General features: G+C 72.7%; 22 protein-coding genes. 17 read left to right on the forward strand and 5 right to left on the reverse strand.

Going from position 1 to position 25,781, the window contains the following annotated elements:
• Positions 1 to 5: 5 nt before the first annotated feature.
• Positions 6 to 374, reverse strand: a complete 369-nt coding sequence (locus ACIBAD_RS27005; protein ID WP_134073812.1) for a hypothetical protein — start codon at positions 372 to 374, stop codon at positions 6 to 8.
• 169 nt (positions 375 to 543) lie between these two features.
• On the opposite strand from ACIBAD_RS27005, the gene ACIBAD_RS27010 reads away from it, so the two are divergent.
• Positions 544 to 1,389: a MurR/RpiR family transcriptional regulator gene (locus tag ACIBAD_RS27010; RefSeq protein ID WP_134073814.1), complete on the forward strand. Its 846-nt coding sequence runs from the start codon at positions 544 to 546 to the stop codon at positions 1,387 to 1,389.
• A 57-nt stretch (positions 1,390 to 1,446) separates the two neighbouring features.
• Here the strand turns inward: ACIBAD_RS27010 and ACIBAD_RS27015 are convergent, their stop codons facing one another.
• On the reverse strand, positions 1,447 to 2,808 hold the full coding sequence (locus tag ACIBAD_RS27015; protein WP_398908988.1) for a diaminopimelate decarboxylase: 1,362 nt from the start codon (positions 2,806 to 2,808) through the stop codon (positions 1,447 to 1,449).
• Positions 2,809 to 2,912: 104 nt separating this feature from the next.
• Here ACIBAD_RS27015 and hutU point away from each other — a divergent pair, with 104 nt between their 5' ends.
• The 8 genes from hutU to ACIBAD_RS27055 all read left to right on the forward strand — a co-directional run bounded on the left by hutU (position 2,913) and on the right by ACIBAD_RS27055 (position 12,642).
• Positions 2,913 to 4,577 carry a urocanate hydratase gene (gene hutU / locus ACIBAD_RS27020; protein WP_398908990.1) on the forward strand — a complete coding sequence of 555 codons (1,665 nt, stop codon included), beginning with the start codon at positions 2,913 to 2,915 and terminating at the stop codon, positions 4,575 to 4,577.
• A gap of 35 nt (positions 4,578 to 4,612) precedes the next feature.
• Positions 4,613 to 5,803: an allantoate amidohydrolase gene (locus ACIBAD_RS27025; RefSeq protein WP_134074550.1), complete on the forward strand. Its 1,191-nt coding sequence runs from the start codon at positions 4,613 to 4,615 to the stop codon at positions 5,801 to 5,803.
• Positions 5,794 to 7,134 (forward strand): formimidoylglutamate deiminase, encoded by a 1,341-nt coding sequence (locus ACIBAD_RS27030; RefSeq protein WP_398909027.1) that lies wholly within the window; start codon positions 5,794 to 5,796, stop codon positions 7,132 to 7,134. Before ACIBAD_RS27025 ends, ACIBAD_RS27030 begins: the two co-directional genes overlap by 10 nt.
• A gap of 31 nt (positions 7,135 to 7,165) precedes the next feature.
• Positions 7,166 to 8,344: an imidazolonepropionase gene (gene hutI, locus ACIBAD_RS27035; RefSeq protein WP_134073821.1), complete on the forward strand. Its 1,179-nt coding sequence runs from the start codon at positions 7,166 to 7,168 to the stop codon at positions 8,342 to 8,344.
• 113 nt (positions 8,345 to 8,457) lie between these two features.
• Complete coding sequence (locus ACIBAD_RS27040) at positions 8,458 to 9,132, forward strand: LPXTG cell wall anchor domain-containing protein (protein WP_398908993.1); 675 nt, start codon at positions 8,458 to 8,460, stop codon at positions 9,130 to 9,132.
• Between the two features lie 17 nt (positions 9,133 to 9,149).
• A complete protein-coding gene (locus ACIBAD_RS27045) occupies positions 9,150 to 10,208 on the forward strand; it encodes a hypothetical protein (protein WP_398908995.1) in 1,059 nt (352 codons plus the stop codon).
• Positions 10,205 to 11,287: a neocarzinostatin apoprotein domain-containing protein gene (locus ACIBAD_RS27050; protein ID WP_398908997.1), complete on the forward strand. Its 1,083-nt coding sequence runs from the start codon at positions 10,205 to 10,207 to the stop codon at positions 11,285 to 11,287. The genes ACIBAD_RS27045 and ACIBAD_RS27050 overlap by 4 nt, the downstream gene beginning before the upstream one ends.
• A gap of 14 nt (positions 11,288 to 11,301) precedes the next feature.
• Positions 11,302 to 12,642, forward strand: coding sequence for a hypothetical protein (locus ACIBAD_RS27055; protein WP_398908999.1), 1,341 nt, complete (start codon positions 11,302 to 11,304; stop codon positions 12,640 to 12,642).
• 87 nt (positions 12,643 to 12,729) lie between these two features.
• Here the strand turns inward: ACIBAD_RS27055 and ACIBAD_RS27060 are convergent, their stop codons facing one another.
• Positions 12,730 to 14,247, reverse strand: a complete 1,518-nt coding sequence (locus tag ACIBAD_RS27060) for an oligopeptide:H+ symporter (RefSeq protein ID WP_134073828.1) — start codon at positions 14,245 to 14,247, stop codon at positions 12,730 to 12,732.
• A 494-nt stretch (positions 14,248 to 14,741) separates the two neighbouring features.
• Between ACIBAD_RS27060 and ACIBAD_RS27065 the strand changes: the two genes are divergently transcribed.
• A complete protein-coding gene (locus ACIBAD_RS27065) occupies positions 14,742 to 15,419 on the forward strand; it encodes a response regulator transcription factor (protein ID WP_030865957.1) in 678 nt (225 codons plus the stop codon).
• 15 nt (positions 15,420 to 15,434) lie between these two features.
• Positions 15,435 to 16,700, forward strand: coding sequence for an ATP-binding protein (locus ACIBAD_RS27070; protein ID WP_398909001.1), 1,266 nt, complete (start codon positions 15,435 to 15,437; stop codon positions 16,698 to 16,700).
• A gap of 48 nt (positions 16,701 to 16,748) precedes the next feature.
• Here ACIBAD_RS27070 and ACIBAD_RS27075 read toward each other — a convergent pair whose 3' ends face one another.
• Complete coding sequence (locus tag ACIBAD_RS27075) at positions 16,749 to 17,285, reverse strand: GtrA family protein (protein WP_398909003.1); 537 nt, start codon at positions 17,283 to 17,285, stop codon at positions 16,749 to 16,751.
• Positions 17,286 to 17,509: 224 nt separating this feature from the next.
• Here ACIBAD_RS27075 and ACIBAD_RS27080 point away from each other — a divergent pair, with 224 nt between their 5' ends.
• The 4 genes from ACIBAD_RS27080 (at position 17,510) to ACIBAD_RS27095 (ending at position 21,621) form a co-directional block, all read left to right on the forward strand.
• On the forward strand, positions 17,510 to 18,649 hold the full coding sequence (locus tag ACIBAD_RS27080; RefSeq protein WP_134073834.1) for a 5-(carboxyamino)imidazole ribonucleotide synthase: 1,140 nt from the start codon (positions 17,510 to 17,512) through the stop codon (positions 18,647 to 18,649).
• Entirely contained in the window at positions 18,646 to 19,182 is a 537-nt protein-coding gene (gene purE, locus ACIBAD_RS27085) for a 5-(carboxyamino)imidazole ribonucleotide mutase (RefSeq protein WP_134073836.1), read from the forward strand. Before ACIBAD_RS27080 ends, purE begins: the two co-directional genes overlap by 4 nt.
• Complete coding sequence (locus ACIBAD_RS27090; RefSeq protein ID WP_134073839.1) at positions 19,179 to 20,357, forward strand: dipeptidase; 1,179 nt, start codon at positions 19,179 to 19,181, stop codon at positions 20,355 to 20,357. Before purE ends, ACIBAD_RS27090 begins: the two co-directional genes overlap by 4 nt.
• A 112-nt stretch (positions 20,358 to 20,469) precedes the next feature.
• Positions 20,470 to 21,621: a dipeptidase gene (locus ACIBAD_RS27095; RefSeq protein ID WP_398909006.1), complete on the forward strand. Its 1,152-nt coding sequence runs from the start codon at positions 20,470 to 20,472 to the stop codon at positions 21,619 to 21,621.
• A 21-nt stretch (positions 21,622 to 21,642) separates the two neighbouring features.
• Here the strand turns inward: ACIBAD_RS27095 and ACIBAD_RS27100 are convergent, their stop codons facing one another.
• On the reverse strand, positions 21,643 to 22,986 hold the full coding sequence (locus ACIBAD_RS27100; protein ID WP_134073841.1) for a UDP-glucose/GDP-mannose dehydrogenase family protein: 1,344 nt from the start codon (positions 22,984 to 22,986) through the stop codon (positions 21,643 to 21,645).
• Between the two features lie 194 nt (positions 22,987 to 23,180).
• Between ACIBAD_RS27100 and ACIBAD_RS27105 the strand changes: the two genes are divergently transcribed.
• Entirely contained in the window at positions 23,181 to 24,338 is a 1,158-nt protein-coding gene (locus ACIBAD_RS27105; protein ID WP_053693660.1) for an acyl-CoA dehydrogenase family protein, read from the forward strand.
• A 200-nt stretch (positions 24,339 to 24,538) separates the two neighbouring features.
• On the forward strand, positions 24,539 to 25,756 hold the full coding sequence (locus ACIBAD_RS27110) for an LCP family protein (protein ID WP_398909010.1): 1,218 nt from the start codon (positions 24,539 to 24,541) through the stop codon (positions 25,754 to 25,756).
• Positions 25,757 to 25,781 lie beyond the last annotated feature (25 nt).

Genomic DNA, 25,781 nt, shown 5'->3' on the forward strand with positions numbered 1-25,781 from the left:
TGGCGCTAATCCGCCCGGTTGCCGGCGCGCAGGTGCTTCGTCGCGTGGATGAAGTTCACGCCGAGCACGCCCGCCCAGGCGACCAGCAGGCCGCTGAACCCCGCCTGCGCGGCGGCGATGGCCGACAGCGGGATCGCCAGGACCAGCGTGATGACCGCGAAGCCGAAGCGTTCGCCGAAGCCGCCCTCCAGGGGGGAGGCGCCGGTGGCGTGGCCGCGGGCGGCGGCGAGGCGTTCCTCGGCCAGCCGGCGCCGGACCTGTGTGTCGACCTTCTCCACGAAGGAGTCCACGAGCGCGGCCTCGTAGTCCGGCCCCAGCTCACGCCGGGCGTCCAACGTCGCGTCGAGTTCCTTCTTCAGCTCCTGGGACTCCATGCGCCCAGCGTAGGAACGGCCGACGGCCGGCGGCACTGGGGCTAGCCCCCGTATCCGCGCCGGCGCCGGGCCGCGGGGCGTCTCGCGGAGCGGTCCGCGGCTTGCCGTGCTGCATAACCGCATGCAGAGTGCTCGGTGACTGAATAATCACGGGGACGGAGGGGTCGGGATGAGTGACAGCCCGGCGGCGCGGCTGCAGCAGCTGTTCGAGGGGCACCGGCTGACGCCCACCCAGCGCCGGATCGCCCACTGCATGGTGCGCGGGGCGGCGGACGTGCCGTTCCTGTCGAGCGTCGAGCTCGCCGAGCTGGCCGGGGTGAGCCAGCCCTCGGTGACCCGGTTCGCGGTGGCCCTCGGCTTCGACGGCTATCCGGCGCTGCGCCGGCACCTGCGCGAGGTGGCGCCCGCCGAGCGCGCCGCCGCGGCCGCGCAGGAGGACGCGTACAACGAGTACCAGCAGGCCGTCCAGGGCGAGATCGAGAACCTGCGGCAGCTGTCGGCCATGCTCGCCGACCCGTCGCCGGTCGAGGAGGCGGGGCGGGTGCTGGCCGCCTCCAGCCCGCTGCCCGTACTGGGACTGCGGGCGGCGTCCTCGCAGGCGCGCGGCTTCGCGTACTTCGCGGCCAAGGTGCATCCGGACGTACGGCTCCTCGACGAGGGCGGCTCGATGCTCGCCGACCGGATCGACGCGGCGGCGGGGGCGGGGGCTTCGGCGCTGCTGTGCTTCGCGCTGCCGCGGCATCCGCGGGAGGTGGCGGAGGCGCTGGACCACGCGCGGGAGGCGGGGCTGAAGGTGGTGACGGTCGCCGACTCGGCGTTCGCGCCCGTGGCCCGCTCCTCGGACCTGCTGATCCCGGCTCCGGTCGGCACGGGCCTGGCCTTCGACACGGCGTGCGCGCCGATGCTGCTGGGCCGGGTCCTCCTGGAGGCGATGGCCGACGCCCTCCCCGACGCCCAGGCCCGCCTGGAAGCCTTCGACGCCCGGGCGGCGGCCCGGGGACTCTTCGTGGAGTAGCGGGGGGCCTCGGGTCCCGCTCCGGCGGAGCGCCGACTCGCCTTGCGGCGGGCTCCGTTACAGGAGGGCGTCGCGGAAGGCGCCGCCCGCCTCCTCGACCAGGGAGGTCGGGGACTGGGGCGGGCGGGCCGGGAAGAAGACGGTTCCGCCTGCCGGGGTGGTCCGGAAGCCGTGGATCGGGGGGCGGGGAAGGCTGTTGTAGCCGTAGTGGGCCGTGAAGAAGTACGCCCCCGTGTCCGGGACCGCGATCAGGTCGCCCGGGGCCAGTTCCGGGAGGTCCCTGGCCGTGGCCAGGAGGTCGCCCGCGAAACAGGCCGGGCCCGCGATGTCCTGGGCGACCGGCGGGCCCGTCTTCGGGGTGCCCTTCGCGTCGTACGGCAGGATCCGCAGCGGCCAGGCCGCCGGCGCGTACACCGTACGGGTGGCCAGCTGGACCCCCGCGTGGGTCAGGGCGATCCGGCGGCCCCCGGTGGTCTTCGTGTACTCGACCCGGGAGAGCGCCAGGCCGTGCTTGGCCAGCAGCGACCTGCCGAACTCCGTCACCAGGCCGTAGCGGCCGCGGAACAGGGCCGGGACGGCCTCGCGGAGGGCCGTCACGTACTCCGCGTACGTCGGCGCCTCGGCGTCCGAGGTGAAGTTCACCGGCAGTCCGCCGCCGATGTCGAGGGTGTCGACCTGGCGGCGGCCGACCGCCGCGTTGATCTCCTCGGCCAGCGCGTGGAGGTCGCGGACCCCTTCCGCGATCAGGGAGAGCGGGACGCCCTGGGAGCCCGAGTGGATGTGCAGACGGGTCAGCCACGGGCGGTCGGCGTACGCGCGGACCAACCACTCGCGGGCGCCCGGGTCGCGTAGCGCGACGCCGAATTTCGAGGTCTCCGTGGCCGTGGAGAGGGCGTCGATGGTCCCGGCGCCCGTCTGCGGGTTGATCCGGATCCCGATCGGGGACCTCGTGGGGGCCCCGGCGATCAGTGCGTCCAGGCGGTCGAGCTCCTGGCGGTTGTCCGCGTTCACCGCGATCCCGAGGGCCAGCGCCTCGCGCAGCTCGGCCACCGTCTTGGCGGGGGAGTCCAGAACCGTGCGCGCCGGCTCCACCCCCGCCGCCCGGGCCAGCGCCAGCTCGCCCGGGCCGGCCGCCTCGCAGCCGAGGCCGCAGTCCGCCAGCAGCCGCAGCACCGGCACGAGCGGGCAGGCCTTCACCGCGAAGGCGTGCAGCACCGGCGTACCCGGCGCCACCGCCGCCGCGAAAGCGCTGGTCAGGGCGGCGGCGGAGGAGCGGATCCCGGCCACGTCCAGCAGGCAGACCAAGGGCTGGGTGCCCTCCGTCCCGCCCACCAGGCCCTGCTCGACCGCGGCCCGTACGGCCAGATCCCGGCGCGTCGTCGCGTCCAGCGCGTCCCTCGCGTGCATCTCGGCAGCCATGTCCGCCAGCCAATCATCCGGCGGGTCGGCCCGCAGCGGTTGACTGAATCTATTCAGGAAGTCAGGATGTGAATAGATTGCCCAACATCGGAGGAGGCACCGCCATGTCAGGACCCCGCCCCGTACGTGCTGCGCGAGGCACCGAGCTCAGCACCCTGGGATGGCAGCAGGAAGCCGCCCTCCGGATGCTGCAGAACAACCTCGACCCCGAGGTCGCCGAGCACCCCGACAAGCTCGTCGTCTACGGCGGCACCGGCAAGGCGGCCCGCGACTGGCGCTCCTACGACGCGATGGTCCGCACCCTGCGCACCCTCAAGCAGGACGAGACGATGCTCGTCCAGTCCGGCCGCCCGGTCGGCGTCATGCAGACCCACGAGTGGGCGCCGCGCGTCCTGCTCGCCAACTCCAACCTCGTCGGCGACTGGGCCAACTGGGAGGAGTTCCGCCGCCTGGAGTCCCTCGGCCTGACCATGTACGGCCAGATGACCGCCGGTTCCTGGATCTACATCGGCACCCAGGGCATCCTCCAGGGCACGTACGAGACCTTCGCGGCGGTCGCGGCGAAGAAGTTCGACGGGACCCTCGCCGGCACCATCACCCTCACCGCCGGCCTCGGCGGCATGGGCGGCGCCCAGCCGCTGGCCGTGACGATGAACGACGGCGTCGCGATCTGCATCGACGTCGACCCGCGCGCCATCGAGCGCCGCATCGAGCACCGCTACCTCGACGTCAAGGCCGACAACCTCCGCCACGCCCTCCAGCTGGCCGTCGAGGCCCGCGACGCCCGCAAGCCGCTCTCCATCGGCCTCCTGGGCAACGCCGCGGAGCTGCTCCCGCAGATGCTCGCCGAGGGCGCCCCGATCGACATCGTGACGGACCAGACCTCCGCCCACGACCCGCTCGCGTACCTGCCCGTCGGCGTCGACTTCGACGACATGGCGGCGTACGCGGCCAAGGACCCGGCCGGGTTCACCGCCCGCGCCCGCGAGGCCATGGCCAAGCACGTCGAGGCCATGGTCGGCTTCATGGACGCCGGCGCCGAGGTCTTCGACTACGGCAACTCCATCCGCGGCGAGGCCCAGCTGGCCGGCTACGACCGCGCGTTCGCCTTCCCCGGCTTCGTCCCCGCCTACATCCGCCCCCTCTTCTGCGAGGGCAAGGGCCCCTTCCGCTGGGCGGCGCTGTCCGGCGAGGCCTCGGACATCCACAAGACCGACAAGGCGATGCTGGAGCTCTTCCCCGAGAACGAGTCCCTGCACCGCTGGATCAAGATGGCCGGCGAGCGCGTCCACTTCCAGGGCCTGCCGGCGCGCATCTGCTGGCTCGGCTACGGCGAGCGCGACAAGGCCGGCGAGCGCTTCAACGAGATGGTGGCCGACGGCACGCTGGCCGCCCCGCTGGCCATCGGCCGCGACCACCTCGACTGCGGCTCCGTCGCCTCCCCGTACCGCGAGACCGAGGCGATGCTCGACGGCTCCGACGCGATCGCCGACTGGCCGCTGCTCAACGCCATGGTCAACGTCGCCTCCGGCGCCTCCTGGGTCTCGATCCACCACGGCGGCGGCGTCGGCATGGGCCGCTCGATCCACGCGGGCCAGGTCACCGTCGCCGACGGCACCAAGCTCGCGGGCGAGAAGATCCGCCGCGTGCTCACCAACGACCCCGGCATGGGCGTCATCCGCCACGTCGACGCGGGCTACGACATCGCCGAGTCGGTGGCGGACGAGCGCGGCGTCCGCGTCCCCATGCGCGAGGGCGACGACGCGTGAGCGACAACCCCGCCGGGGCGGCCTCGTTCCACAGCATGTGGAACGAGCTCGCCCCCATCGGTCGCAACGCCGAATCCGGCGGCTACCGCCGCTACGCGTGGACCGGGGCCGACGCCGACTGCCGGACCTGGTTCCAGGCCCAGGCGGAGGCCCGCGGCCTCGCGTACGAGACGGACCGCAACGGCAACCAGTGGGCCTGGCTCGGCGACCCCTCCGCCGGTGACGCCGTCGTCACCGGCTCCCACCTGGACTCCGTGCCCGACGGCGGCGCCTTCGACGGCCCCCTCGGCGTGGTGTCCTCCTTCGCGGCCCTGGACGAACTCCGCAGGAGGGGCGCGGAGTTCGCCAGGCCACTGGCCATCACCAACTTCGGCGACGAGGAAGGGGCCCGCTTCGGCCTCGCCTGCGTCGGCTCCCGGCTCGCCGCCGGGCAGCTGACCAAGGAGAAGGCGTACGAGCTCCGCGACGCCGACGGGATCAGCCTGCCCCAGGCCATGGAGGCCGCCGGGTACGACCCCGAGACCATCGGGGCCGACCCCGAGCGCCTCGCCCGCATCGGCGCCTTCGTCGAGCTCCACGTCGAGCAGGGCCGCGCCCTGGACCTCTCCGGCGACGCCGTCGGCATCGCGTCCGCGATCTGGCCGCACGGCCGCTGGCGGTTCGACTTCCGCGGCGAGGCCAACCACGCCGGCACCACCCGTCTCGTGGACCGCCGCGACCCGATGCTCACGTACGCGTCGACCGTCCTGGCCGCCCGTACCGAGGCGGCCCTGGCCGGTGCGGTCGCGACCTTCGGCAAGATCTCGGTCGAGCCGAACGGCGTCAACGCCATCCCGTCGCTGGTGCGCGGCTGGCTCGACTCCCGCGCCGCCGACCAGGCGACGCTGGACACCGTGGTCACCGCCATCGAGAAGGCCGCCCGCGAGCGCGCCGACCAGGACGGCATCGACCTGGCCGTCGTACGGGAGTCCTTCACCCCGGTCGTCGAGTTCGAGCACGCCCTGCGCGACGAGATGAACCGCATCCTCGGCGGCTCCGTCCCCGTCCTCGGCACCGGGGCGGGACACGACGCCGGAATCCTCTCCGCCGCCGTCCCGACCGCGATGCTGTTCGTACGGAACCCCACCGGGGTCTCCCACTCCCCGCGGGAGTTCGCCCCCGAGGACGACTGCGTGGCCGGTGTCCTCGCGCTGGCCGACGTACTGGAAGGACTGGCCTGCCGGTGAAGACGTACTGGTTGGAACACGCCTGGCTCGGCACGCACGTCGAGCCGGGCGTGGCCCTCGAGGCGGGCGCCGACGGCCGGATCGCCGCCCTGCGGACCGGGATCGAGACCCCGCCGCCGGGGGCCGAGGTACTGCGCGGCCTGACCATCCCGGGGCTGGCCAACGCGCACTCCCACGCCTTCCACCGGGCGCTGCGCTCGCTGGTGCAGGTGGGTTCCGGGACCTTCTGGACCTGGCGCGAGTTCATGTACCAGGTCGCCCAGAACCTCACCCCCGACACGTACTTCGCACTCGCGCGGGCGGTGTACGCGGAGATGGCGCTGGCCGGCATCACCAACGTCGGCGAGTTCCACTACGTGCACCACGCGCCCGGCGGCGCTCCGTACGCCGACCCCAACGCCATGGGCGAGGCGCTGATCGAGGCGGCCGCGGCGGCGGGCATCCGGATCACGCTGCTGGACACGGCGTACCTGTCGTCGGGCTTCGGCGAGGCGCCGAACCCGCACCAGCTGCGGTTCTCGGACGGGACGGCCGACGCCTGGGCCGAGCGGGTCTCGGCCCTCAAGCCGCGCGGGCACGCGCTGATCGGGGCGGCGATCCACTCCGTACGCGCCGTGCCGGCGGACCAGCTGGCCACCGTCGCCCGCTGGGCGCAGGAGCGGCAGGCCCCGCTGCACGTCCACCTCTCCGAGCAGACCGCCGAGAACGAGGCCTGCCAGGCCGCGCACGGGCGCACCCCGACGCAGCTGCTGGCCGACCACGGGGTGCTCGGGCCGCGGACCACCGGGGTCCACAACACGCACCTGACGGACGGGGACATCGCGCTGCTGGGCGGAACGACGACCGGTACCTGCATGTGCCCCACGACGGAGCGGGACCTCGCCGACGGCATCGGTCCGGCCGCCCGGCTCCAGCGCGCGGGCAGCCCGCTGTCGCTCGGCAGCGACAGCCACGCGGTGATCGACCTCCTGGAGGAGGCCCGGGCGATGGAGCTCAACGAGCGGCTGCGGAGCCGGACCCGCGGGCACTGGACGGCTAACGCGCTGCTGACGGCGGCGACGGCCGACGGCCATGCGGCGCTGGGGCTCGCGGATGCGGGGCGCCTGGAGGCGGGTGCACTGGCGGACTTCACGACCATCGCTCTGGACTCCGTCCGTACGGCGGGTCCGCTGCCGCGGCTCGGCGCCGAGACGGCCGTGTTCGCGGCGACGGCCTCGGACGTCCGCCACACGGTGGTGGGCGGTCGCCACATCGTCCGCGACGGGGTCCACACCCTGGTCCCGGACGTACCGTCCGCCCTGTCCGAGTCCATCGCAGCCGTCCGCGGCTGACGCTGTCCTCGGAACGATCCCGAAGGGAACCATGACCACCACCCTCGTCACCAACATCGGCAGTCTCGTCACCAACGACCCCGCCCTCGGCGACGGCAGCCCCCTCGGGCTCGTCCGGGACGCGGCCGTCGTCATCGACGGTGAGAGCATCGCCTGGGTCGGCCCGGCCGACGGCGCCCCCGCGGCCGACTCGGCGTTCGACGCGCAGGGCCGGGCGCTGATCCCCGGTTTCGTCGACTCCCACTCGCACCTCGTCTTCGCCGGCGACCGCACCGCCGAGTTCAACGCCCGCATGTCCGGGCGGAGCTACTCCGCCGGCGGCATCCGGACCACCGTCGCCGCCACGCGCGCCGCCACCGACGCGGAGCTGGAGGCCAACCTCGTCCGCCACCTCGACGAGGCGCGCCGCCAGGGCACCACCACCTTCGAGACCAAGTCGGGCTACGGCCTCACCGTCGAGGACGAGGCCCGTGCCCTGCGCATCGCCGCCGCGCACACCGAGGAGGTCACCTACCTCGGCGCCCACATCGTCTCCCCCGACTACGCCGAGGACCCGGCCGGCTACGTCGACCTCGTCACCGGCGAGATGCTGGCGGCCTGCGCCCCGTACGCCCGGTGGGTGGACGTGTTCTGCGAGAAGGGCGCCTTCGACGGTGACCAGGCCCGCGCGATCCTCACCGCCGGCGCCGCAGCCGGGCTGATCCCGCGCGTCCACGCCAACCAGCTGTCCTACGGCCCCGGTGTGCAGCTCGCCGTGGAGCTGGAGGCCGCCTCCGCCGACCACTGCACCCACCTCACCGAAGCCGACGTCGACGCCCTCGTCCAGGCGGCGGACACCACCGTCGCCACCCTGCTGCCCGGCGCCGAGTTCTCCACCCGCGCCCAGTGGCCGGACGCCCGCCGCCTGATCGACGCGGGCGCCACCGTCGCGCTGTCCACGGACTGCAACCCGGGTTCCTCGTACACCAGCTCCATGCCCTTCTGCATCGCCCTCGCCGTACGCGACATGCGGATGACCCCGGACGAGGCGCTCTGGTCCGCCACCGCCGGCGGGGCCCGGGCCCTGCGCCGCACCGACATCGGCCGGATCTCCCCCGGGGCCCGCGCGGACCTGGCCCTCCTGGAGGCCCCGAGCCACGTCCACCTGGCCTACCGGCCGGGCGTTCCGCTGGTTTCGGCGGTCTGGCGGAAGGGCCTGCGCACGCACTGACGAACGGTCAATCCGGGCCTGTCCTTTGTCTTCCCTCCGCAAGGCCCCGGGCGTACCTTGAGCCACCAATCTGATGTGCCGTCAGGAATTCGTGGCCCGAGGGGAAGACGAAGGTGTCCGACCGGAAACGCTCCACCGCGCTCGCGCTGGCCTCCGCGCTGGCCGGAACGGCGGTCCTGCTGGCCGCCCCCGCAGCCCACGCCGACGTCGTCGACGTCGCGTACGACTGCAAAACCCCCATCGGGGACAAGTCGGCGGTCTCGCCCATCGACATCAAGGCCGTCAAGGAGGGCGACGGGTACAAGCTGACGATGTCCTTCCAGAAGGGCGTCTCGTCCAGCCCCGTCGAACTCGGCAAGGGCGCCATGAGCCCCAGCGCCGTCATCCTCGTCGGCGGCGCCGAGAAGGCGTCCGTGCCGGTCTCGGGGCCGCCCAATCCCGAGGCCGTGCCCGCCAACACCCCCATCAAGATCACGGACCTCTCGGGCACCTACACCCCCGAGAAGAGCGGCAAGGCCACCTTCACCGCGGGCGTGCTCACCATCAAGGCGCTGGGGACGACCACCACCTGCACCCCCGGAAACAGCCCCAAGCCCTCCCTGGAGCTGGAGGTCACCGGCGCCGCGCCGCCCGGTTCCGGGGGCTCCGCCGGTACGGAGGACACCCTCCCGCAGACCGGACCCACCGACTCCGCCCTCGCACTCGGCACCCTCGGCGGCACGGTGCTGCTCACCGGCGCCGCCGGCGTGCTCTGGCTGACCCGGCGCGGCCAGCGGGCCCGGTCCTGAACGGAGCACCCCCGGCCATGCCCGTGCTCCACACCCCCACCTCGGTCAAGCGCCTGTGCACCGCGTTGCTCGCCGCGGCCCTGCTGTCCGGGGCCGCGGGCGCCCCCGCCGCCACTGCCGCCACTGCCGCCCCCGCCGCGCCCGCCGCGCCCGCCGACGAGCCCGGCTGGACCGCCGAGCCCGCCGCGGGCGGCGCCGCGCCGACGCGCCCGTACTTCTACCTCGCGGGCCCCGCCGGCACCGTCCTGGAGGACCGGCTGGCCCTGACCAACACCTCCGACCGGGAGACCACCGTCACCCTGCGCGGGGCCGACGCCTACAACACCGCCGACGGGGCCCTCGCCGTCCGACCGGCCGCCCCCGCGGCCGGAGGCGGCCGAAACAGCGCAGCTCCCGGCGCCGGCTCCTGGATCAGCTTCGGGGCCGCCGCCACCGTGAAGATCCCGCCCCGCACCCGCGCGGTGGTCCCCTTCACGGTCACCGTGCCGCCCGCCTCACTCCCCGGCGACCACCCGGCCGCCGTGATCGCCGCCGCGGACGGCCGAGAGGCGGGCGTACGGGTCCACCTGCGCGTCGGCGGCCCGACCCTGGCCGCCCTCACGGTCGAGGACGTCTCCGTACGGGGCAGGGGCGCCCGCACGGTCGTCGCGTACACCCTGGTCAACCGGGGCAACGTGGCCCTCGCCCCCGAACTGGCCCTGCGCGCCGAGGGGCTCTTCGGCGAGGTCCCGGGCCGCACCGCCCGCGCCCTGCCCGTGGAACTGCTCCCCGGCCAGCGGGTGTCGCTGACCGAGCCCTGGCCCGGGGCCCCGGTCCTCGACGACGTCGCCCTCACCCTCACGGCCACCGCCCCCGGCGCGGCCCCGGCCGGCGCCACCGCATCCGCCTGGTTCGTGCCCTGGGGCATCGCGGCCGGGCTCGGCACCGGGCTGCTCGGCCTCGGCGGGGTCGTCCTGGCCGCGCTGCTCCTCGTACGCGGCAGGCGGGCCCGCGGCGGAGCAGCGCCGGCGGGCGAGGAGCCCGTACCCGCGGAGGACCGGGCACCGGAACACGAGCTGACGGGAGCATCCAGGTGAGCGCAGCGGTCGGCGGCAAGGCCATGGCCCTCATCGCGACGGGGCTGGCGTTGTGCGCCCTGCTCCTGCTGCCGGCCCCGTCGGCCGCGGCCGACGAGGGCAAGCCCGCCGTGGCGCTCTCGCTCCAGGAGGCCGCGAAGGGAACCGAGATCACCGTCTCCGGCACCGGCTGGCGCGCCAAAACCCTGGTGATGCTGCTGGTCTGCGGGCAGAACATGATCGGCGGCACCAACAGCTGCGCCAACGCCGACGGGGCCGCGGTCTCGGTCGGCGACGACGGGCGCTTCACGGCCCGACTGGCCGTGGTGGCACCCCCCAAGCCCTGCCCCTGCGTCGTCAACGTGACCTCCGTCAACGGGGACCAGTCCACGGTCGCCGCCCCGCTGAAGATCGCCGACCACCCGGTGGCCGAGCTGCCGTCCGAGTCCGGCACGGCGCGCCTCGCGATGCTCACCGGGGTCCGGCTGGAGGGTGAGGACGGGGTGCTGACCTGGTTCGGCGCCCCGCCAGGCCGCACGTTCACGGTCACCGTCGGCAACCTCGGCTCGGCCCCGGTCAAGGACCCGGTCTTCCAGCTCGGCACCGCCCACGGGGTGTTCGCGCCGCAGTGGGACGAGGTCCGGTGGAAGGGCACGATCCCGCCGGGCGGCAAGGCGGAGGTCCGGCTGAACGTCAGCCTCGCGGCGGGGGCGCACGGGGACTACACCGTCTCCCTCAAGTACGGCGACACGGTCGTGGCCACCCAGCCCTGGGGCGTGGACCGCCCGTACGGGGTGCTGCTGTTCTGGGGCCTGCTCCTGCTGGTGATCCCGGCCGCGGTCTTCCGTATCGGCATGGCCGTCGTCGACAGGGTCCGGCCGCGCACGGCGGCGCCGGGCGGCGGCCGCCACCGGGGCGCGAGCGCCCCGGAACAGGGCGCTTTCGAGCCCGGGCCGGCGGCCGCGCCGGACTCCCCGCAGGCCACCACGGCGGTCTTGCCGTGGTTCACCCCGGACAGCGCGCCGGGGCCGAGATCCCCACACGCACCACAGGCGTCCGCACCGTCTGAGATCAGTCCGACGACGAAAGGGCATTTGTGAAGACCCAACGGAGGGTGAGCGCGGCCGTGATCGCGCTGCTGCTCGGCGGCGCCGGCATTGCCATCGGGGCCACTCCCGCCCAGGCGGCGGAGACCAAGTTCAACGTCAAGTGCGTGCCGCCGGCCGGCGGCGGCGACCCGGTGGAGGGCGAGACCACCGCCAAGGTCAGCGCCCCGGCCTCGGCGAAGGTCGGTGACGAGGTCGACGTGTCCTGGGAGACCGTGAAGCCGGCCTCGAACAACACGGACCTGATGGACATCCCGCAGGACTCGGTCCAGCCCACCGGCTGGATCACGGTGGGCGGCGGGGGCGGCGAGCTGAAGGTCGTCGGGGAGAAGAAGAACCCGCCGATCCCCAAGAAGGCCCCCATGCAGATGTCCACGATGAAGGGGAAGCTGAAGCTCACCAAAGCCGGCAAGATCACGCTGACCCCCGGCAAGTACGACGTCGCGGTCACCTTCTCCTTCGGCACGTTCGTCACCAAGTGCGCACCCACGGGTGACGTGGGTGTCGGGGCCACCATCGACGTGGCGGCCGGCACCAGCGGCGGCACGACCAGCGGCGGGGCGACCAGCGGCGGCGCCACCAGCGGCGGCGCCACCAGCGGCGGCACGACCAGCGGCGGGGCGACCAGCGGCGGGGCGACCAGCGGTGGGGCGACCAGCGGTGGGGCGACGAACGGCGGTGCCACCAGCGGCGGCACCACCGCCGGTGGCGGCGGCCAGACCGACTTCCCCGGCAAGCCCGTCGAGGTCGCCTTCGACTGCGGCCCGGTCGTGCCCGGCGGCATCAAGACCCCGGTCACGATCAACGCAAAGAAGAACGGCGGCAGCTACGACCTGACCGTCAAGACCGCCAAGGGGGCGATGGCCAGCCCGATGGCCCTGCCGGCAGGGGCCCTCAAGCCCTCGATGAACATCAAACTCGGCGGCGCCGACAGCGGCACGGTCAAGGTCTCCGGCCCGGCCAACGCCGAGCCGATCCCGGACAAGGCCCCGGTCAGCCTCAGCGACATGACCGGCACCTACAAGCCCGGCAAGACCGGCAAGGTCACGCTGAGCCCGGACCAGCTGACGATCGACGTCACGATGGCCCCGGGGGCCACGCCGATCAACGTGCCCTGCAAGGCGGCCAGCAGCGGTGTCTCGCTGGAGCTCGACACCACCGCCCAGGAGGGCGGCTCCGGCTCGCCGGCCACCACCGGCTCCACCGGCGCCTCGGGCGGCCTCGCCGAGACGGGCGCCGAGGACGAGGGCGGGATCAAGGCCCTGGCCCTGGTGGCCGGCACGGTGATCCTGCTCGGCGGCGCGGTCTTCACGTTCACCCCCTGGCGGCGCCTGCGCGGCACGCGGTAACCCGTACGGGCGAACGGGGCGGGGAACGACGAAGCGGCCCGGCACACCAGGAGGTGTGCCGGGCCGCTGCGCGCGTCAGGGGGTGCGTCAGTGCACGTCGCCCATCAGAACCTGGACCTTCTTGCGGTACGCGTACACCGCGAAGCCGGCGAGGGCCGCGGCGAGCGCCTGGAAGGCGATCACCCAGGTGCCGTTGAGGTCGACGCCGCCGATCGACAGGAGGCTGGTGATGCAGTCACCGGCGGTGACCGCGAGGAACCAGACACCCATCATCTGGGAGGCGTACTTCTGCGGGGCCATCTTCGTGGTGACGGAGAGGCCGACCGGGGAGACGCACAGCTCACCGATGGTCTGGATCATGTAGATCGAGACCAGCCACATCGGGGAGACCTTGGTGCCGTCGCTCGCCATGCCCATCGGGACGATGAAGACGAAGAACGAGGCACCGATCAGGACCAGGCCCATCGCGAACTTCACGATGGTGTTCGGCTCCTGGTTCTTGCGCGCCAGCCACACCCACAGCCAGGCGAAGACCGGGGCCAGGGCCATCACGAACAGCGGGTTCAGCGACTGGTACCAGGTGGCCGAGAAGTCGAAGCCGAAGACGGTGCCGGCGGTCTTGTCGTCCGCGAACAGGGACAGCGTGGAGCCACCCTGGTCGTAGATCATCCAGAAGACGGCCGCGGCGATGAAGAACCAGATGTACGCGGTCATCTTCGACTGCTCGGCGCCCGACAGGTCCTTGTCGCGCTTGATGCGCGTCAGGACGGCGATCGGGATGAACAGGCCGGCCAGCGTCAGCGGGACCAGCGCCCAGTTCAGGGTGTAGGCGCCGAGGGCGACCACGGCACCGTAGAAGGCGGCGATGCCCAGGACCGCGAACGCGACCTTGGTCAGGACGGCCTTGCGCTCCTGCGGGGACAGCGGGTTCGGGACCAGGCTGCTCTTCGGGCTCAGGTGCTTGGTGCCGAGCAGGAACTGGGTCAGACCCAGGCCCATGCCGAGGGCGGCGAGGGCGAAGCCCAGGTGCCAGTTGTGCTCCTTGCCGACGGTGCCGACGACGAGCGGGGCCACGAAGGCACCGAGGTTGATGCCGACGTAGAAGAGCGTGAAGCCGCCGTCACGGCGCGGGTCCTCCGGGCCGTCGTACAGGTGGCCGACCATCGTGGAGATGTTGGCCTTCAGCAGACCGGAGCCCGCCGCGACGAGGATCAGACCGACGAAGAACATCGCCTGGCCGGGGAGGGCCAGCGAGAGGTGGCCTGCCATGATCACGAAGCCGGCGATGGCGACCGTCTTGCGGGCGCCCCAGACACGGTCACCGAACCAGCCGCCCGGCATGGCCATCAGGTAGACCATGGAGACGTACACGGAGTAGATGGCCGTGGTGGTGGCCGCGGTCATCGCCAGACCGCCACCCTGGCTGCCCGTGGCGGCGTCGGCGCCGCCCGAGACCAGGTAGTACACCAGGAGTGCACGCATGCCGTAGTAGGAGAAGCGCTCCCACATCTCGGTCATGAACAGAGTGGCCAGGCCACGGGGGTGGCCGAAGAAGGTCTTCTCGGTGGACGGGTCCGCCGAGCCCCTCGTCAGGCTGGAAGCCATGGTCGATCCTTGCTTGCTCGGGACGCTTCGCTTCGTGAGCGGAACAGCGCCCGGGTGGGGGGTGGCCGGCACCGGCGACGGGTTGTCCCACCCCACGCCCAGGGGTCTGCCCCCGTCCTGGGGAAGGGGGCAGGAGACATCCGTAACCGGGATCCACGCCCCGTCGCGCAGCTTCGCGCGCGGGGCCCGGCCCACAGGTCATTCACTGTCACCGAACGCGATGAGGCAGGTCGTCAAGACCCCCTGATCGATCCGGACAGAATCGAGACCTTCGGCTCGCTTTTCGGCACAAAGGTCTCAGAGGTAGTGCATAAGGCGTCTCGCCACCATACGACACGACACTGCGGCGTATGAATGGACTTGAGAGATGGATCACAAGGTGAGCCGGGAACCGTTTCGCCACATTCGAAGGCCCTCCTCGTTCATAAGACCAGATCGGCAGGGGTGTGCAGGGGCGCCCCTGCGGGCACCCGCCGCGCACTACCATCACCCACATGACGCGTGTACTGCTCGCCGAGGACGACGCATCCATCTCGGAGCCCCTGGCCCGCGCCCTGCGGCGGGAGGGGTACGAGGTCGAGGTCCGGGAGGACGGCCCCACCGCTCTGGACGCGGGACTTCAGGGCGGCGTCGACCTCGTCGTCCTGGATCTGGGCCTGCCGGGCATGGACGGCCTCGAGGTCGCCCGCCGGCTGCGCGCCGAGGGCCACGGCTTCCCCATTCTTGTGCTCACCGCCCGCGCGGACGAGGTCGACACGGTCGTCGGCCTGGACGCCGGCGCCGACGACTACGTGACCAAGCCCTTCCGCCTCGCCGAGCTGCTGGCCCGGGTCCGGGCCCTGCTGCGGCGCGGCGCCAACGACGCCACCCAGGCCCCCGCCACCCACGGCGTGCGGATCGACGTCGAATCGCACCGCGCGTGGATGGGCGAGGAGGAGCTCCAGCTCACCGCCAAGGAGTTCGACCTCCTGCGCGTCCTGGTCCGCGACGCCGGCCGCGTCGTCACCCGCGACCAGCTGATGCGCGAGGTCTGGGACACCACCTGGTGGTCCTCCACCAAGACCCTCGACATGCACATCTCCTGGCTGCGCAAGAAGCTCGGCGACGACGCCGCGAACCCCCGCTACATCGCCACCGTCCGCGGGGTCGGCTTCCGCTTCGAGAAGAGCTGAGCGGCCTCCAGCACCATGCGCCGCCGCCTGATCAACTCCACGCTCGCCGTGGTGCTCGTCGTCATCGCCGTCTTCGGGGTCTCCCTGGTGATCGTGGAGACCCGGACGATCACCAGCAGCGCCCAAGACCGCATCGAGTCCGAGGCGCTGCGCCTGGTGGGCATCGTCGAGGCGAGCGTCCTGGAGCGCAAGCCCATCGACGCCCAGGCCCTCTCCGAGCAGCTGGACGTCGGCAGCCACGCCCGGATCACCGTCCCAGGGCAGCCGCCGGTGGAGGTCGGCGACCGGATCCCCGACAGCGTCATCCGCGGCACCGCCAAGGGCGAGCAGGGCGAGACCGTGGTCGTGGAGGAGTCCCGCTCCACGGTGACCCGGGAGGTCGGGCGGACCCTGGCCGTGGTCGGCGCGGTGGCGCTGCTCGCCGTCGTGGCGGCCGTACTGCTCGCCGTACGGCAGGCCAACCGGCTGGCCTCCCCGCTCACCGACCTGGCCGAGACCGCCGAGCGGCTGGGATCGGGCGACCCGCGGCCCCGGCACAAGCGGTACGGGGTCCCCGAACTGGACCGGGTCGCGGACGTACTGGACTCCAGCGCGGAGCGGATCGCCCGGATGCTGACCGCCGAGCGGCGGCTGGCCGCGGACGCCTCGCACCAGTTGCGCACCCCGCTCACGGCGCTGTCGATGCGGCTGGAGGAGATCACGGTCACCGACGACCTGGAGACCGTACGGGAAGAGGCGACGATCGCCCTGACCCAGGTGGAGCGGCTCACGGACGTGGTCGAGCGGCTGCTGACGAACTCGCGGGACCCGCGGACGGGCTCGGCGGTCCCCTTCGACCTCGACGAGGTCGTCAAGCAGCAGGTGGAGGAGTGGCGGCCGGCGTACCGCAGCGCGGGGCGGGCCATCGTGCGCTCCGGCAAGACGGGCATGCGCGCCGTCGGCACCCCGGGCGCGGTCTCGCAGGTGCTGGCGACCCTCGTGGAGAACGCGCTGATGCACGGTGGCGGCACGGTCGCCCTGCGTACCCGGGTGATCGGGAACCAGGCGGTGCTGGAGGTCACGGACGAGGGGCCGGGGGTTCCGCCGGACCTCGGCAACCGGATCTTCGAGCGGGCGATCAGCGGGCGCAACTCCACCGGGATCGGTCTGGCGGTGGCCCGGGACCTCGCGGAGGCCGACGGGGGGCGCTTGGAGCTGCTGCAGGCGCAGCCGCCGGTGTTCGCGCTGTTCCTGAGCCGGACGGCGCCGGAGCGGCCGGCACCGGAGCAGACGGTCCGCTGAGCGGCCGTTCCGCCGGGCAGGCGGGTACGGCCGGCCGGCGGTGCCGCGCTACTTGCGGACGGGCTCGGGGGTGCGGGTCCCGGCCGCCCCGCCGCGCGCAGAGGCGATCACGGAGGCGGGGGCGGGGGCCTGGCGGGGCTCCGCTTCCGGCAGGGCCTTGAAGACCCAGGTCCGGTAGGACCAGAAGCGGAACACGGTGGCCGTGCCGATGCCGATGAACTTGAACACGTTCGTGGCGAGCGGGCCGTCCCAGCCGAACCCGTAGGTGGCGGTGTACAGGACACCGTTCTCGATCACCAGGCCGATCACGCTGAAGGCCACGAACAGCGGCAGCTCGCGGGAGCCTCCGGTGCGGGCGCGGTCGCGGTAGGTGAAGTACCGGAAGCCCAGGTAGTTGGTGACGATGGCCACGACTGTGGCTATGACGCTCGCCCGGACGACCTGCAGGTCGGTCGTGTGGCGGATCAGGTTGAAGACGCCCAGGTTGACGAGCACACCGACGCCGCCGACGGCCCCGAACTTCGCGACCTCGCGGGCGAGGCCGCGGACGCGTTCGAGCGCGGAACCCTGCTGCGGCGTGCTCATGTGATCGATCAGTCCTGTCGTCGCCGCCCCGGTCGGGGGCGTCCGTGGAGGCGTCTGCCGCCTTCGGTCAACCCGCCCCATGCTAAGTGTCGCCCCGACGGCCCGTCTGTGCCTTCGCACGCCGTGCGACGCACGGCACACGGGGGCGCGAATGCTACGCGCGTCGACCAGAACGGGCCAGGGTCACGTCCGGATGGCGGAATACCGGCGGATACCCTGGAGAGGTGACGTTCCCGGTAGTCGGCATGGTCGGCGGCGGTCAGCTCGCCCGCATGACCCACGAGGCGGGTATCCCCCTCGGCATCAGATTCAAGCTCCTCAGTGACACCCCACAGGACTCGGCGGCCCAGGTCGTGAGCGACGTCGTCATCGGCGACTATCGCGATCTGGAGACCCTGCGCGCCTTCGCGCGCGGCTGCGATGTGATCACTTTCGACCACGAGCACGTGCCCATCGAGCACCTCCGGGCCCTGGAAGCGGACGGCGTCCCCGTCCGCCCGGGACCCGACGCGCTGATGCACGCCGCCGACAAGGGGGTGATGCGCGCGAAGCTCGACGAGATCGGCGCCCCGAGCCCCCGCCACCGGATCGTGAGCGATCCGGCGGACGCGGAGGCCTTCGCGGCCGAGGGGGGCGGCTTCCCCATCATCCTCAAGACCGTGCGCGGCGGCTACGACGGCAAGGGCGTGTGGTTCGTCCGCAGCCGGGAGGACGCGGAGGCGCCCTTCAAGGCGGGCGTCCCGGTCCTGGCGGAGGAGAAGGTCGACTACGTCCGCGAGCTCGCGGCCAACATCGTCCGCTCCCCGCACGGCCAGGCCGTGGCCTACCCCGTGGTCGAGTCCGTCCAGGTCGACGGCGTGTGCGACACGGTGATCGCCCCCGCCCCCAACCTCTCCGAGGCCCTCGCGGGCGAGGCCCAGGCCCTCGCCCTGCGCATCGCCAAGGAGCTCGGCGTGACCGGCCACCTGGCCGTGGAGCTGTTCGAGACCACCGACGGCCGGATCCTCGTCAACGAGCTGGCGATGCGCCCGCACAACAGCGGCCACTGGACCCAGGACGGCGCGATCACCTCCCAGTTCGCCAACCACGTACGCGCGGTCCTGGACCTCCCCCTGGGCGACCCGCGCCCCCGGGCCCGCTGGACGGTCATGGCGAACGTGCTCGGCGGGGACTACCCCGACATGTACGCGGCGTACCTGCACTGCATGGCCCACGACCCGCAGCTCAAGATCCACATGTACGGCAAGGACGTCAAGCACGGCCGCAAGGTCGGCCACGTCAACACCTACGGCGACGACCTGGACGATGTGCTGGAACGCGCACGCCACGCAGCCGGCTACCTCAGGGGAACGATCACCTCATGAGCAACTCCACCGCAGGTCCCGTCATCGGCATCGTCATGGGCTCGGACTCCGACTGGCCCGTCATGGAGGCCGCCGCACAGGCCCTGGACGAGTTCGAGATCCCCTACGAGGTGGACGTGGTCTCGGCGCACCGGATGCCGCGCGAGATGATCGCGTACGGGGAGCAGGCCGCCGGGCGCGGCCTCAAGGCGATCATCGCCGGGGCCGGCGGCGCCGCCCACCTGCCCGGCATGCTCGCCTCCGTCACCCCGCTGCCGGTCATCGGCGTCCCCGTGCCGCTGAAGTACCTCGACGGCATGGACTCCCTGATGTCGATCGTCCAGATGCCCGCCGGGGTTCCCGTCGCCACCGTCTCGGTCGCCGGGGCGCGCAACGCCGGGCTGCTGGCCGTACGGATGCTGGCCGCCCACGAACCCGAGCTGCTCGCCCGCATGAAGGACTTCCAGCAGGAGCTGAACGACCAGGCCACCGAGAAGGGCAAGCGGCTGCGGACGAAGGTCGCGGGCGCGGAGTCCTTCGGATTCGGCAAGTGAGCGCCGCGCAGCGCCTGGGCGAGGCGCGGGAGCTGCTCGCCGAGCACCCGGTGGTCGACGGGCACAACGACCTGCCGTGGGCGCTGCGCGAGCAGGTCCGCTACGACCTGGCACGGCGCGACATCGCCGAGGACCAGCGCGGCCGGCTGCACACCGACCTCCCCCGGCTGCGCGCCGGCGGGGTCGGCGCCCAGTTCTGGTCGGTGTACGTGCGCTCGGACTACGCGGGCGACACGGCGGTCAGCGCCACCCTGGAGCAGATCGACGCCGTCGCCCAGCTGATCGAGCGTTACCCGGCGGACCTCGTACGGGCGCTGACGGCCGACGACATGGAGGCGGCCCGTGCCGAGGGCCGGATCGCCTCCCTGATGGGCGCCGAGGGCGGGCACTCCATCAACAACTCGCTCGCCACGCTGCGCGCCCTGCACCAGCTGGGCGTGCGGTACATGACGCTCACGCACAACGACACGATCGACTGGGCGGACTCGGCGACCGACGAGCCGCGCCACGGCGGGCTCAGCGACTTCGGCCGCGAGGTCGTCCGCGAGATGAACCGCATCGGCATGCTCGTCGACCTCTCGCACGTCGCCGCGACGACGATGCGCGACGCGCTCGCCGTCTCGGCCGCGCCGGTGATCTTCTCGCACTCGTCCTCGCTGGCGGTCTGCGACCACCCGCGCAACATCCCGGACGACGTGCTGGAGCGGCTGCCGGCCAACGGCGGCGTCGCGATGGCCACGTTCGTACCGAAGTTCATCCTCCCGGCGGCCGTCGAGTGGACCCTGGCGGCGGACGAGAACCTGCGCGCGCACGGCTTCCACCACCTCGACACCACGCCCGAGGCGATGGCCCTGCACCGGGCCTTCGAGGCCGAGCGCCCGCGCCCGGTGGCCACGGCCGCCACGGTCGCCGACCACCTGGACCACATGCGCGAGGTGGCCGGCGTCGACCACGTCGGAATCGGCGGGGACTACGACGGCACGGCCTTCACCCCGGCCGGGCTGGACGACGTGGCGGGCTACCCGAACCTGATCGCGGAGCTGCTCACGCGCGGCTGGTCCCGGGCCGACCTGGCCAAGCTGACCTGGTCCAACGCCGTACGGGCGGTGCGCGACGCGGAGGCGGTGGCGCGCGAGCTCTCGGCGTCCCGCGGCCCCTCCAACGCGGTGCTGTAGCCGCCGGCGAAACGGCGGCTGACCCGCCCGGCGGCTGCGGCGAGGGGTGTCACCTGCGGGTGACACCCGAACGCCACATCCGCCGGGCGACCCGGCCGCCTGGCGTGTCACGGTGGCAGCATCTTCCTCCCTGCTGCCGCCGAGACCGGAGCCGAACGCCATGGCCGACCTGCAGGATGAACCGCAAGCCGCCTGTGCGGCGCACACCGCGTACACCGCCGAAACGCTCCCCGTGGGCCCGGGCTCCGCGGGAGCCGAGGACACGCCCGCCGCGGTGGCGGGCAGCGCCCTGGAGCGGGCCGTCGCGCTGTTGTCCGTGCATCCCGTCGCCGACGGGCACAACACCCTCGTCTGGACGCTGCGCCAGAGCCCGTACCACGACATCGACACGCCCGACAGCGGCGTCGACACCGACATCCCGAGGCTGCGCGCCGGCGGGGTCGGCGCGCAGTTCTGGTCGCTGCTGCCGCCGGACGATGCCGCGGGCGCCGACCAGGTGCTGTCCGACACCCTCGACCAGATCGACGTGGCGCTGGCCCTGATGCGCCGTTACCCGGACGGCCTGAGCCTCGCGCTGACCGCGGACGACATGGCCGACGCCCGCAACCGGGGCCGGATCGCCTCGTTCCTGGGCCCCGTGCCGGGCCGTACGCTGACCGATTCGCTGGGCGCGCTGCGCGCCTTCCACACACTGGGCGTACGGATCCTCGCGCCCGCGGGAGCGCCCTGGGCCGGGCAGGAGCTGACTCCCTTCGGCCACGAGGTGGTCAAGGAGATGAACCGGCTGGCGATGCTGGTGGACCTGACCGGCTGCACGCCGGAGGTGGCCTGCCAGCTCGCGGGGGCCTCCAAGGCCCCGGTGGTCGTCTCGCACACCGCGGCCGCGGCGCTGAACCCGCATCCGGGGAACGTGACCGACGAGGTGCTGCTGGCGCTGCGGGCCGCGCAGGGTCTGGCGATGGTCACCTTCGACGCCGCGCAGACCGGGGACTCCCTGCACGCGGTGGCCGACCACGTGGAGCACGTACGGGCCGTCGCCGGCCCGGACTGCGTCGGCCTCGGCGCCACCTTCGGCACCGAGCCGGGCGTCCCCCGGCCGACGGGCCTGACCGACCCCTCCGGCTATCCGCGGCTGATCGCGGAGCTGCTGGAGCGGGGCTGGTCGGAGACCGACCTGGCACTGCTGACCTGGGGCAACGCCCAGCGGGTGCTGCGCGACGCGGAATTCACGGCCCGCGCGGCCCAGCACCGCAGACCGGCGTGATCCCGCTCCCCGGTCTGGGGTTCAGGCCCGCGGGCGGCCCATCGCGCGGTACGTCCAGCCGGCCGCGCGCCAGCGGTCGGTGTCCAGGGCGTTGCGGCCGTCGAGGATCAGCCGGTCGGTGACGACCGCGCCCAGCTCCACCGGGTCGAGGTCGCGGAACTCGCGCCACTCGGTGAGGTGCAGGACGACCTCCGCGCCACGGGCCGCCTCCAGCGCCGAGTCCGCGTACCCGAGCGTGGGGAAGACGCGGCGGGCGTTGTCCATGCCCTTCGGGTCGTAGACGGTGACCTGGCCGCCCTGGAGGTGGATCTGCCCGGCCACGTTCAGCGCGGGGGAGTCGCGCACGTCGTCGGAGTCCGGCTTGAAGGTGGCGCCGAGCACCGCGACCCGCTTGCCGAGGAAGGACCCGCCCACGGCCTCGCGGGCCAGCTCGACCATGTGGCCGCGGCGGCGCATGTTGATGGAGTCGACCTCGCGCAGGAAGGTCAGCGCCTGGTCCGCGCCGAGCTCGCCGGCGCGCGCCATGAAGGCCCGGATGTCCTTGGGCAGGCAGCCGCCGCCGAAGCCGATGCCGGCGCGCAGGAACTTCTTGCCGATGCGGTCGTCGTGGCCGATGGCCTCGGCCAGCTTGACCACGTCGCCGCCGGCCGCCTCGCAGACCTCCGCCATCGCGTTGATGAACGAAATCTTGGTGGCCAGGAAGGAATTGGCGGCGGTCTTGACGAGCTCGGCGGTCGGGAAGTCGGTCACCACCAGCGGGGTGCCCTCCGCCATGGGCGTCCCGTACACCTCGCGCAGGACCTTCTCGCCGCGGTCGCCCTGGACGCCGATCACGATCCGGTCGGGGTGCAGGGTGTCCTGGACGGCGAAGCCCTCCCGCAGGAACTCCGGGTTCCACGCCAGCTCGACCTCATCGCCCGCCGGGGCCAGCTCGGCCAGCTTCGCGGCGAGCCGCTCCGCCGAACCCACCGGCACGGTGGACTTGCCGACGACGAGGACGGGCCGGGTCAGGTGGGGGGCGAGGGACTCGATCGCGGAGTCGACGTAACTCATGTCGCAGGCGTACTCGCCGTGCTTCTGCGGGGTGTTCACGCAGACGAAGTGGACGTCGCCGAAGGCGCCGACCTCCTCCCAGGACCGGGTGAAGCGCAGCCGCCCGGTCGAGCCCGGCAGGCCCTCGACGTGCGCGGCGAGGAGTTCCTCCAGTCCGGGCTCGTACATCGGCACCCGGCCCGCGGACAGCATCTCGATCTTCTCCGGCACCACGTCCAGCCCGAGCACCTCGAAGCCCAGCTCCGCCATCGCCGCGGCGTGGGTGGCGCCGAGGTAGCCGGTGCCGATCACAGTGATCCTGAGGGGGGCCATGGGTGCTCCAGAGGTGCGGGGCCGTTTGCGGCCACTGAGCATAGTCGGGCCGGTCCGCGGGGACGTTCCCCAGGAGACCCGGCTGTCACGCAGCTCACGTACCCCGTACATATCGCTGCCGGGACGCCGGACACTAAGATTTGGGTTACTTAACGGTAGTTAGCATCACGCATCACACTTGGGGAGTGAGAGTCTTGGCGGGTTCTGCCGACTTCGACCTGTATCGCCCGGCCGAGGAGCATGACATGCTCCGCGAGTCCGTCCGCTCGCTCGCCGAGGCGAAGATCCTGCCGTTCGCCGCCGCGGTCGACGAGGAGGCCCGCTTCCCGCAGGAGGCCCACGACGCGCTCGTCGCCAACGACCTGCACGCCGTCCACGTCCCCGAGACCTACGGCGGTGCCGGCGCGGACGCACTGGCCACCGTGATCGTGATCGAGGAGGTGGCCCGCGTCTGCGCGTCCTCCTCCCTGATCCCGGCCGTGAACAAGCTCGGCTCGCTCCCGGTGATCCTCTCCGGCTCCGAGGACCTCAAGAAGAAGTACCTCGGCCCGCTGGCCAAGGGCGACGGCATGTTCTCCTACTGCCTCTCCGAGCCCGACGCGGGCTCGGACGCCGCCGGCATGAAGACCCGCGCCGTGCGCGACGGGGACTTCTGGGTCCTCAACGGCGTCAAGCGCTGGATCACCAACGCGGGCGTCTCCGAGTACTACACGGTCATGGCGGTGACGGACCCGGAGAAGCGCTCGAAGGGCATCAGCGCCTTCGTCGTCGAGAAGTCCGACGAGGGCGTCTCCTTCGGCGCCCCCGAGAAGAAGCTCGGCATCAAGGGCTCCCCGACCCGCGAGGTCTACCTCGACAACGTGCGGATCCCGGCCGACCGCATGATCGGCGCCGAGGGCACCGGCTTCGCCACGGCGATGAAGACCCTCGACCACACCCGCATCACCATCGCCGCCCAGGCGCTCGGCATCGCCCAGGGCGCCCTGGACTACGCCAAGGGCTACGTCCAGGAGCGCAAGCAGTTCGGCAAGCCGATCGGCGACTTCCAGGGCGTGCAGTTCATGCTCGCGGACATGGCCATGAAGGTCTCGGCCGCCCGCGCCCTGACCTACCAGGCCGCCGCCGCCTCCGAGCGCGGTGACGCCGACCTGACGTACCTGGGCGCGGCGGCCAAGTGCTTCGCCTCCGACATCGCCATGGAGGTCACCACGGACGCCGTCCAGCTCCTCGGCGGCTACGGCTACACCCGCGACTACCCGGTCGAGCGCATGATGCGCGACGCGAAGATCACGCAGATCTATGAAGGCACGAACCAGGTCCAGCGCATCGTCATGGCCCGCAACCTGCCGTAACCGCGCCTGACCCGCAGCCGTCGAACGGCCCCCGGCATTGTGCCGGGGGCCGTTCGCGTTGCCGCGATCTGTCACCCACACGGGTCTAGACAGGGGGCTGTCCCCGGGCCGGGGCGGTGGGGGCGGGGCACGATCGGCTGAGGTCGTGGTTTCAGTCGTACGGCCTGACGTGCGTGGAGAGGCGAGGGGACGGAACGCCAGTGACGGACAGCGCAGGCATACCGGGCGGCACCGAAGCGGCCGGAGGCTCCTCGAAGCCTCCGCGCGGCCGCCGGCGCCGCCTGCTGCGCTGGATCGCCCTCGGGCTGGCCCTGCTGGTCCTGTGCGGGGCCGCGGTCGGCTGGTGGCTCTACCGCAAGCTCGACGGGAACATCACCGAGGACACCTCCGCGGCGGCCGAGCTGGAGCGCTACGAGCGCGAGCGCCCCACGCACTCCGTGGGCGGTTCGCAGAACATCCTGCTGATCGGCTCGGACTCGCGCTCCGGCAAGGAGAACGCCCGCTACGGCCAGGACCGCGGCACCGAGCGCTCGGACACCGCGATCCTGCTGCACCTGCCCGCGGACCGCAGGAGCGCGACCGCGGTCTCGATACCCCGGGACCTGATGACGCGGATCCCGGCCTGCCTGACGGCGGACGGGAGCCGCAGCGCCGAGCGGCTCGCCCAGTTCAACTGGGCGTACCAGTGGGGCGGGGCCGCCTGCACGATCCGTACGGTCGAGAAGCTGACCGGAATCCGGATCGACCACCACATGGTGGTGGATTTCGGCGGGTTCAAGAAGATGGTCAACGCGGTCGGCGGGGTGGAGATCTGCCTCAAGCAGCCCATGAACGATGCCGAGGCGAAGCTGAAGCTCCCGGCCGGCCGGCAGATCCTGCACGGCGAGCAGGCCCTCGGCTTCGTCCGCGCCCGCTACAGCCTGGGCAACGGCAGCGACACCGAACGGATGGAGCGCCAGCAGCAGTTCCTGGGCTCGCTGGTCAAGAAGGTGCAGAGCACCGGGGTGCTGCTGAACCCGGGCCGGCTGTACCCGCTGCTGGACGCGGCGACCTCTTCGGTGACCACGGACCCGGGACTGGCCTCGCTGCGCGGCCTGTACGAACTGGTACGGGGCATCCGGGACATACCGGCCGAGCAGGTCAAGTTCCTGACGGTGCCCCGCCGCCCGTACGCCGCCGATCCGAACCGGGACGAGCTCGTGCAGCCGGAGGCGGCCCAACTCTTCGAGCAGCTGCGGGCGGACAGGCCGCTCTCGGTGACCCCGCCGAGCCCGGAGGCGGCCGAAACCGGACAGGCCCCGGAGACCGCCCGCGCCGCCGACGGCGAGGCCTCGCCGTCCCCGAGGGGAACCGGATCCACCCCCGCGCCCGTCCCCACCTTCACAGGAACCACGGCGGGCGCGACCGATTGCCGGTAAAGCAATCCCCAAAGGCGGTGTCCGA

This window comes from Streptomyces sp. NPDC051109 (assembly GCF_044455885.1).
Lineage (GTDB): Bacteria > Actinomycetota > Actinomycetes > Streptomycetales > Streptomycetaceae > Streptomyces.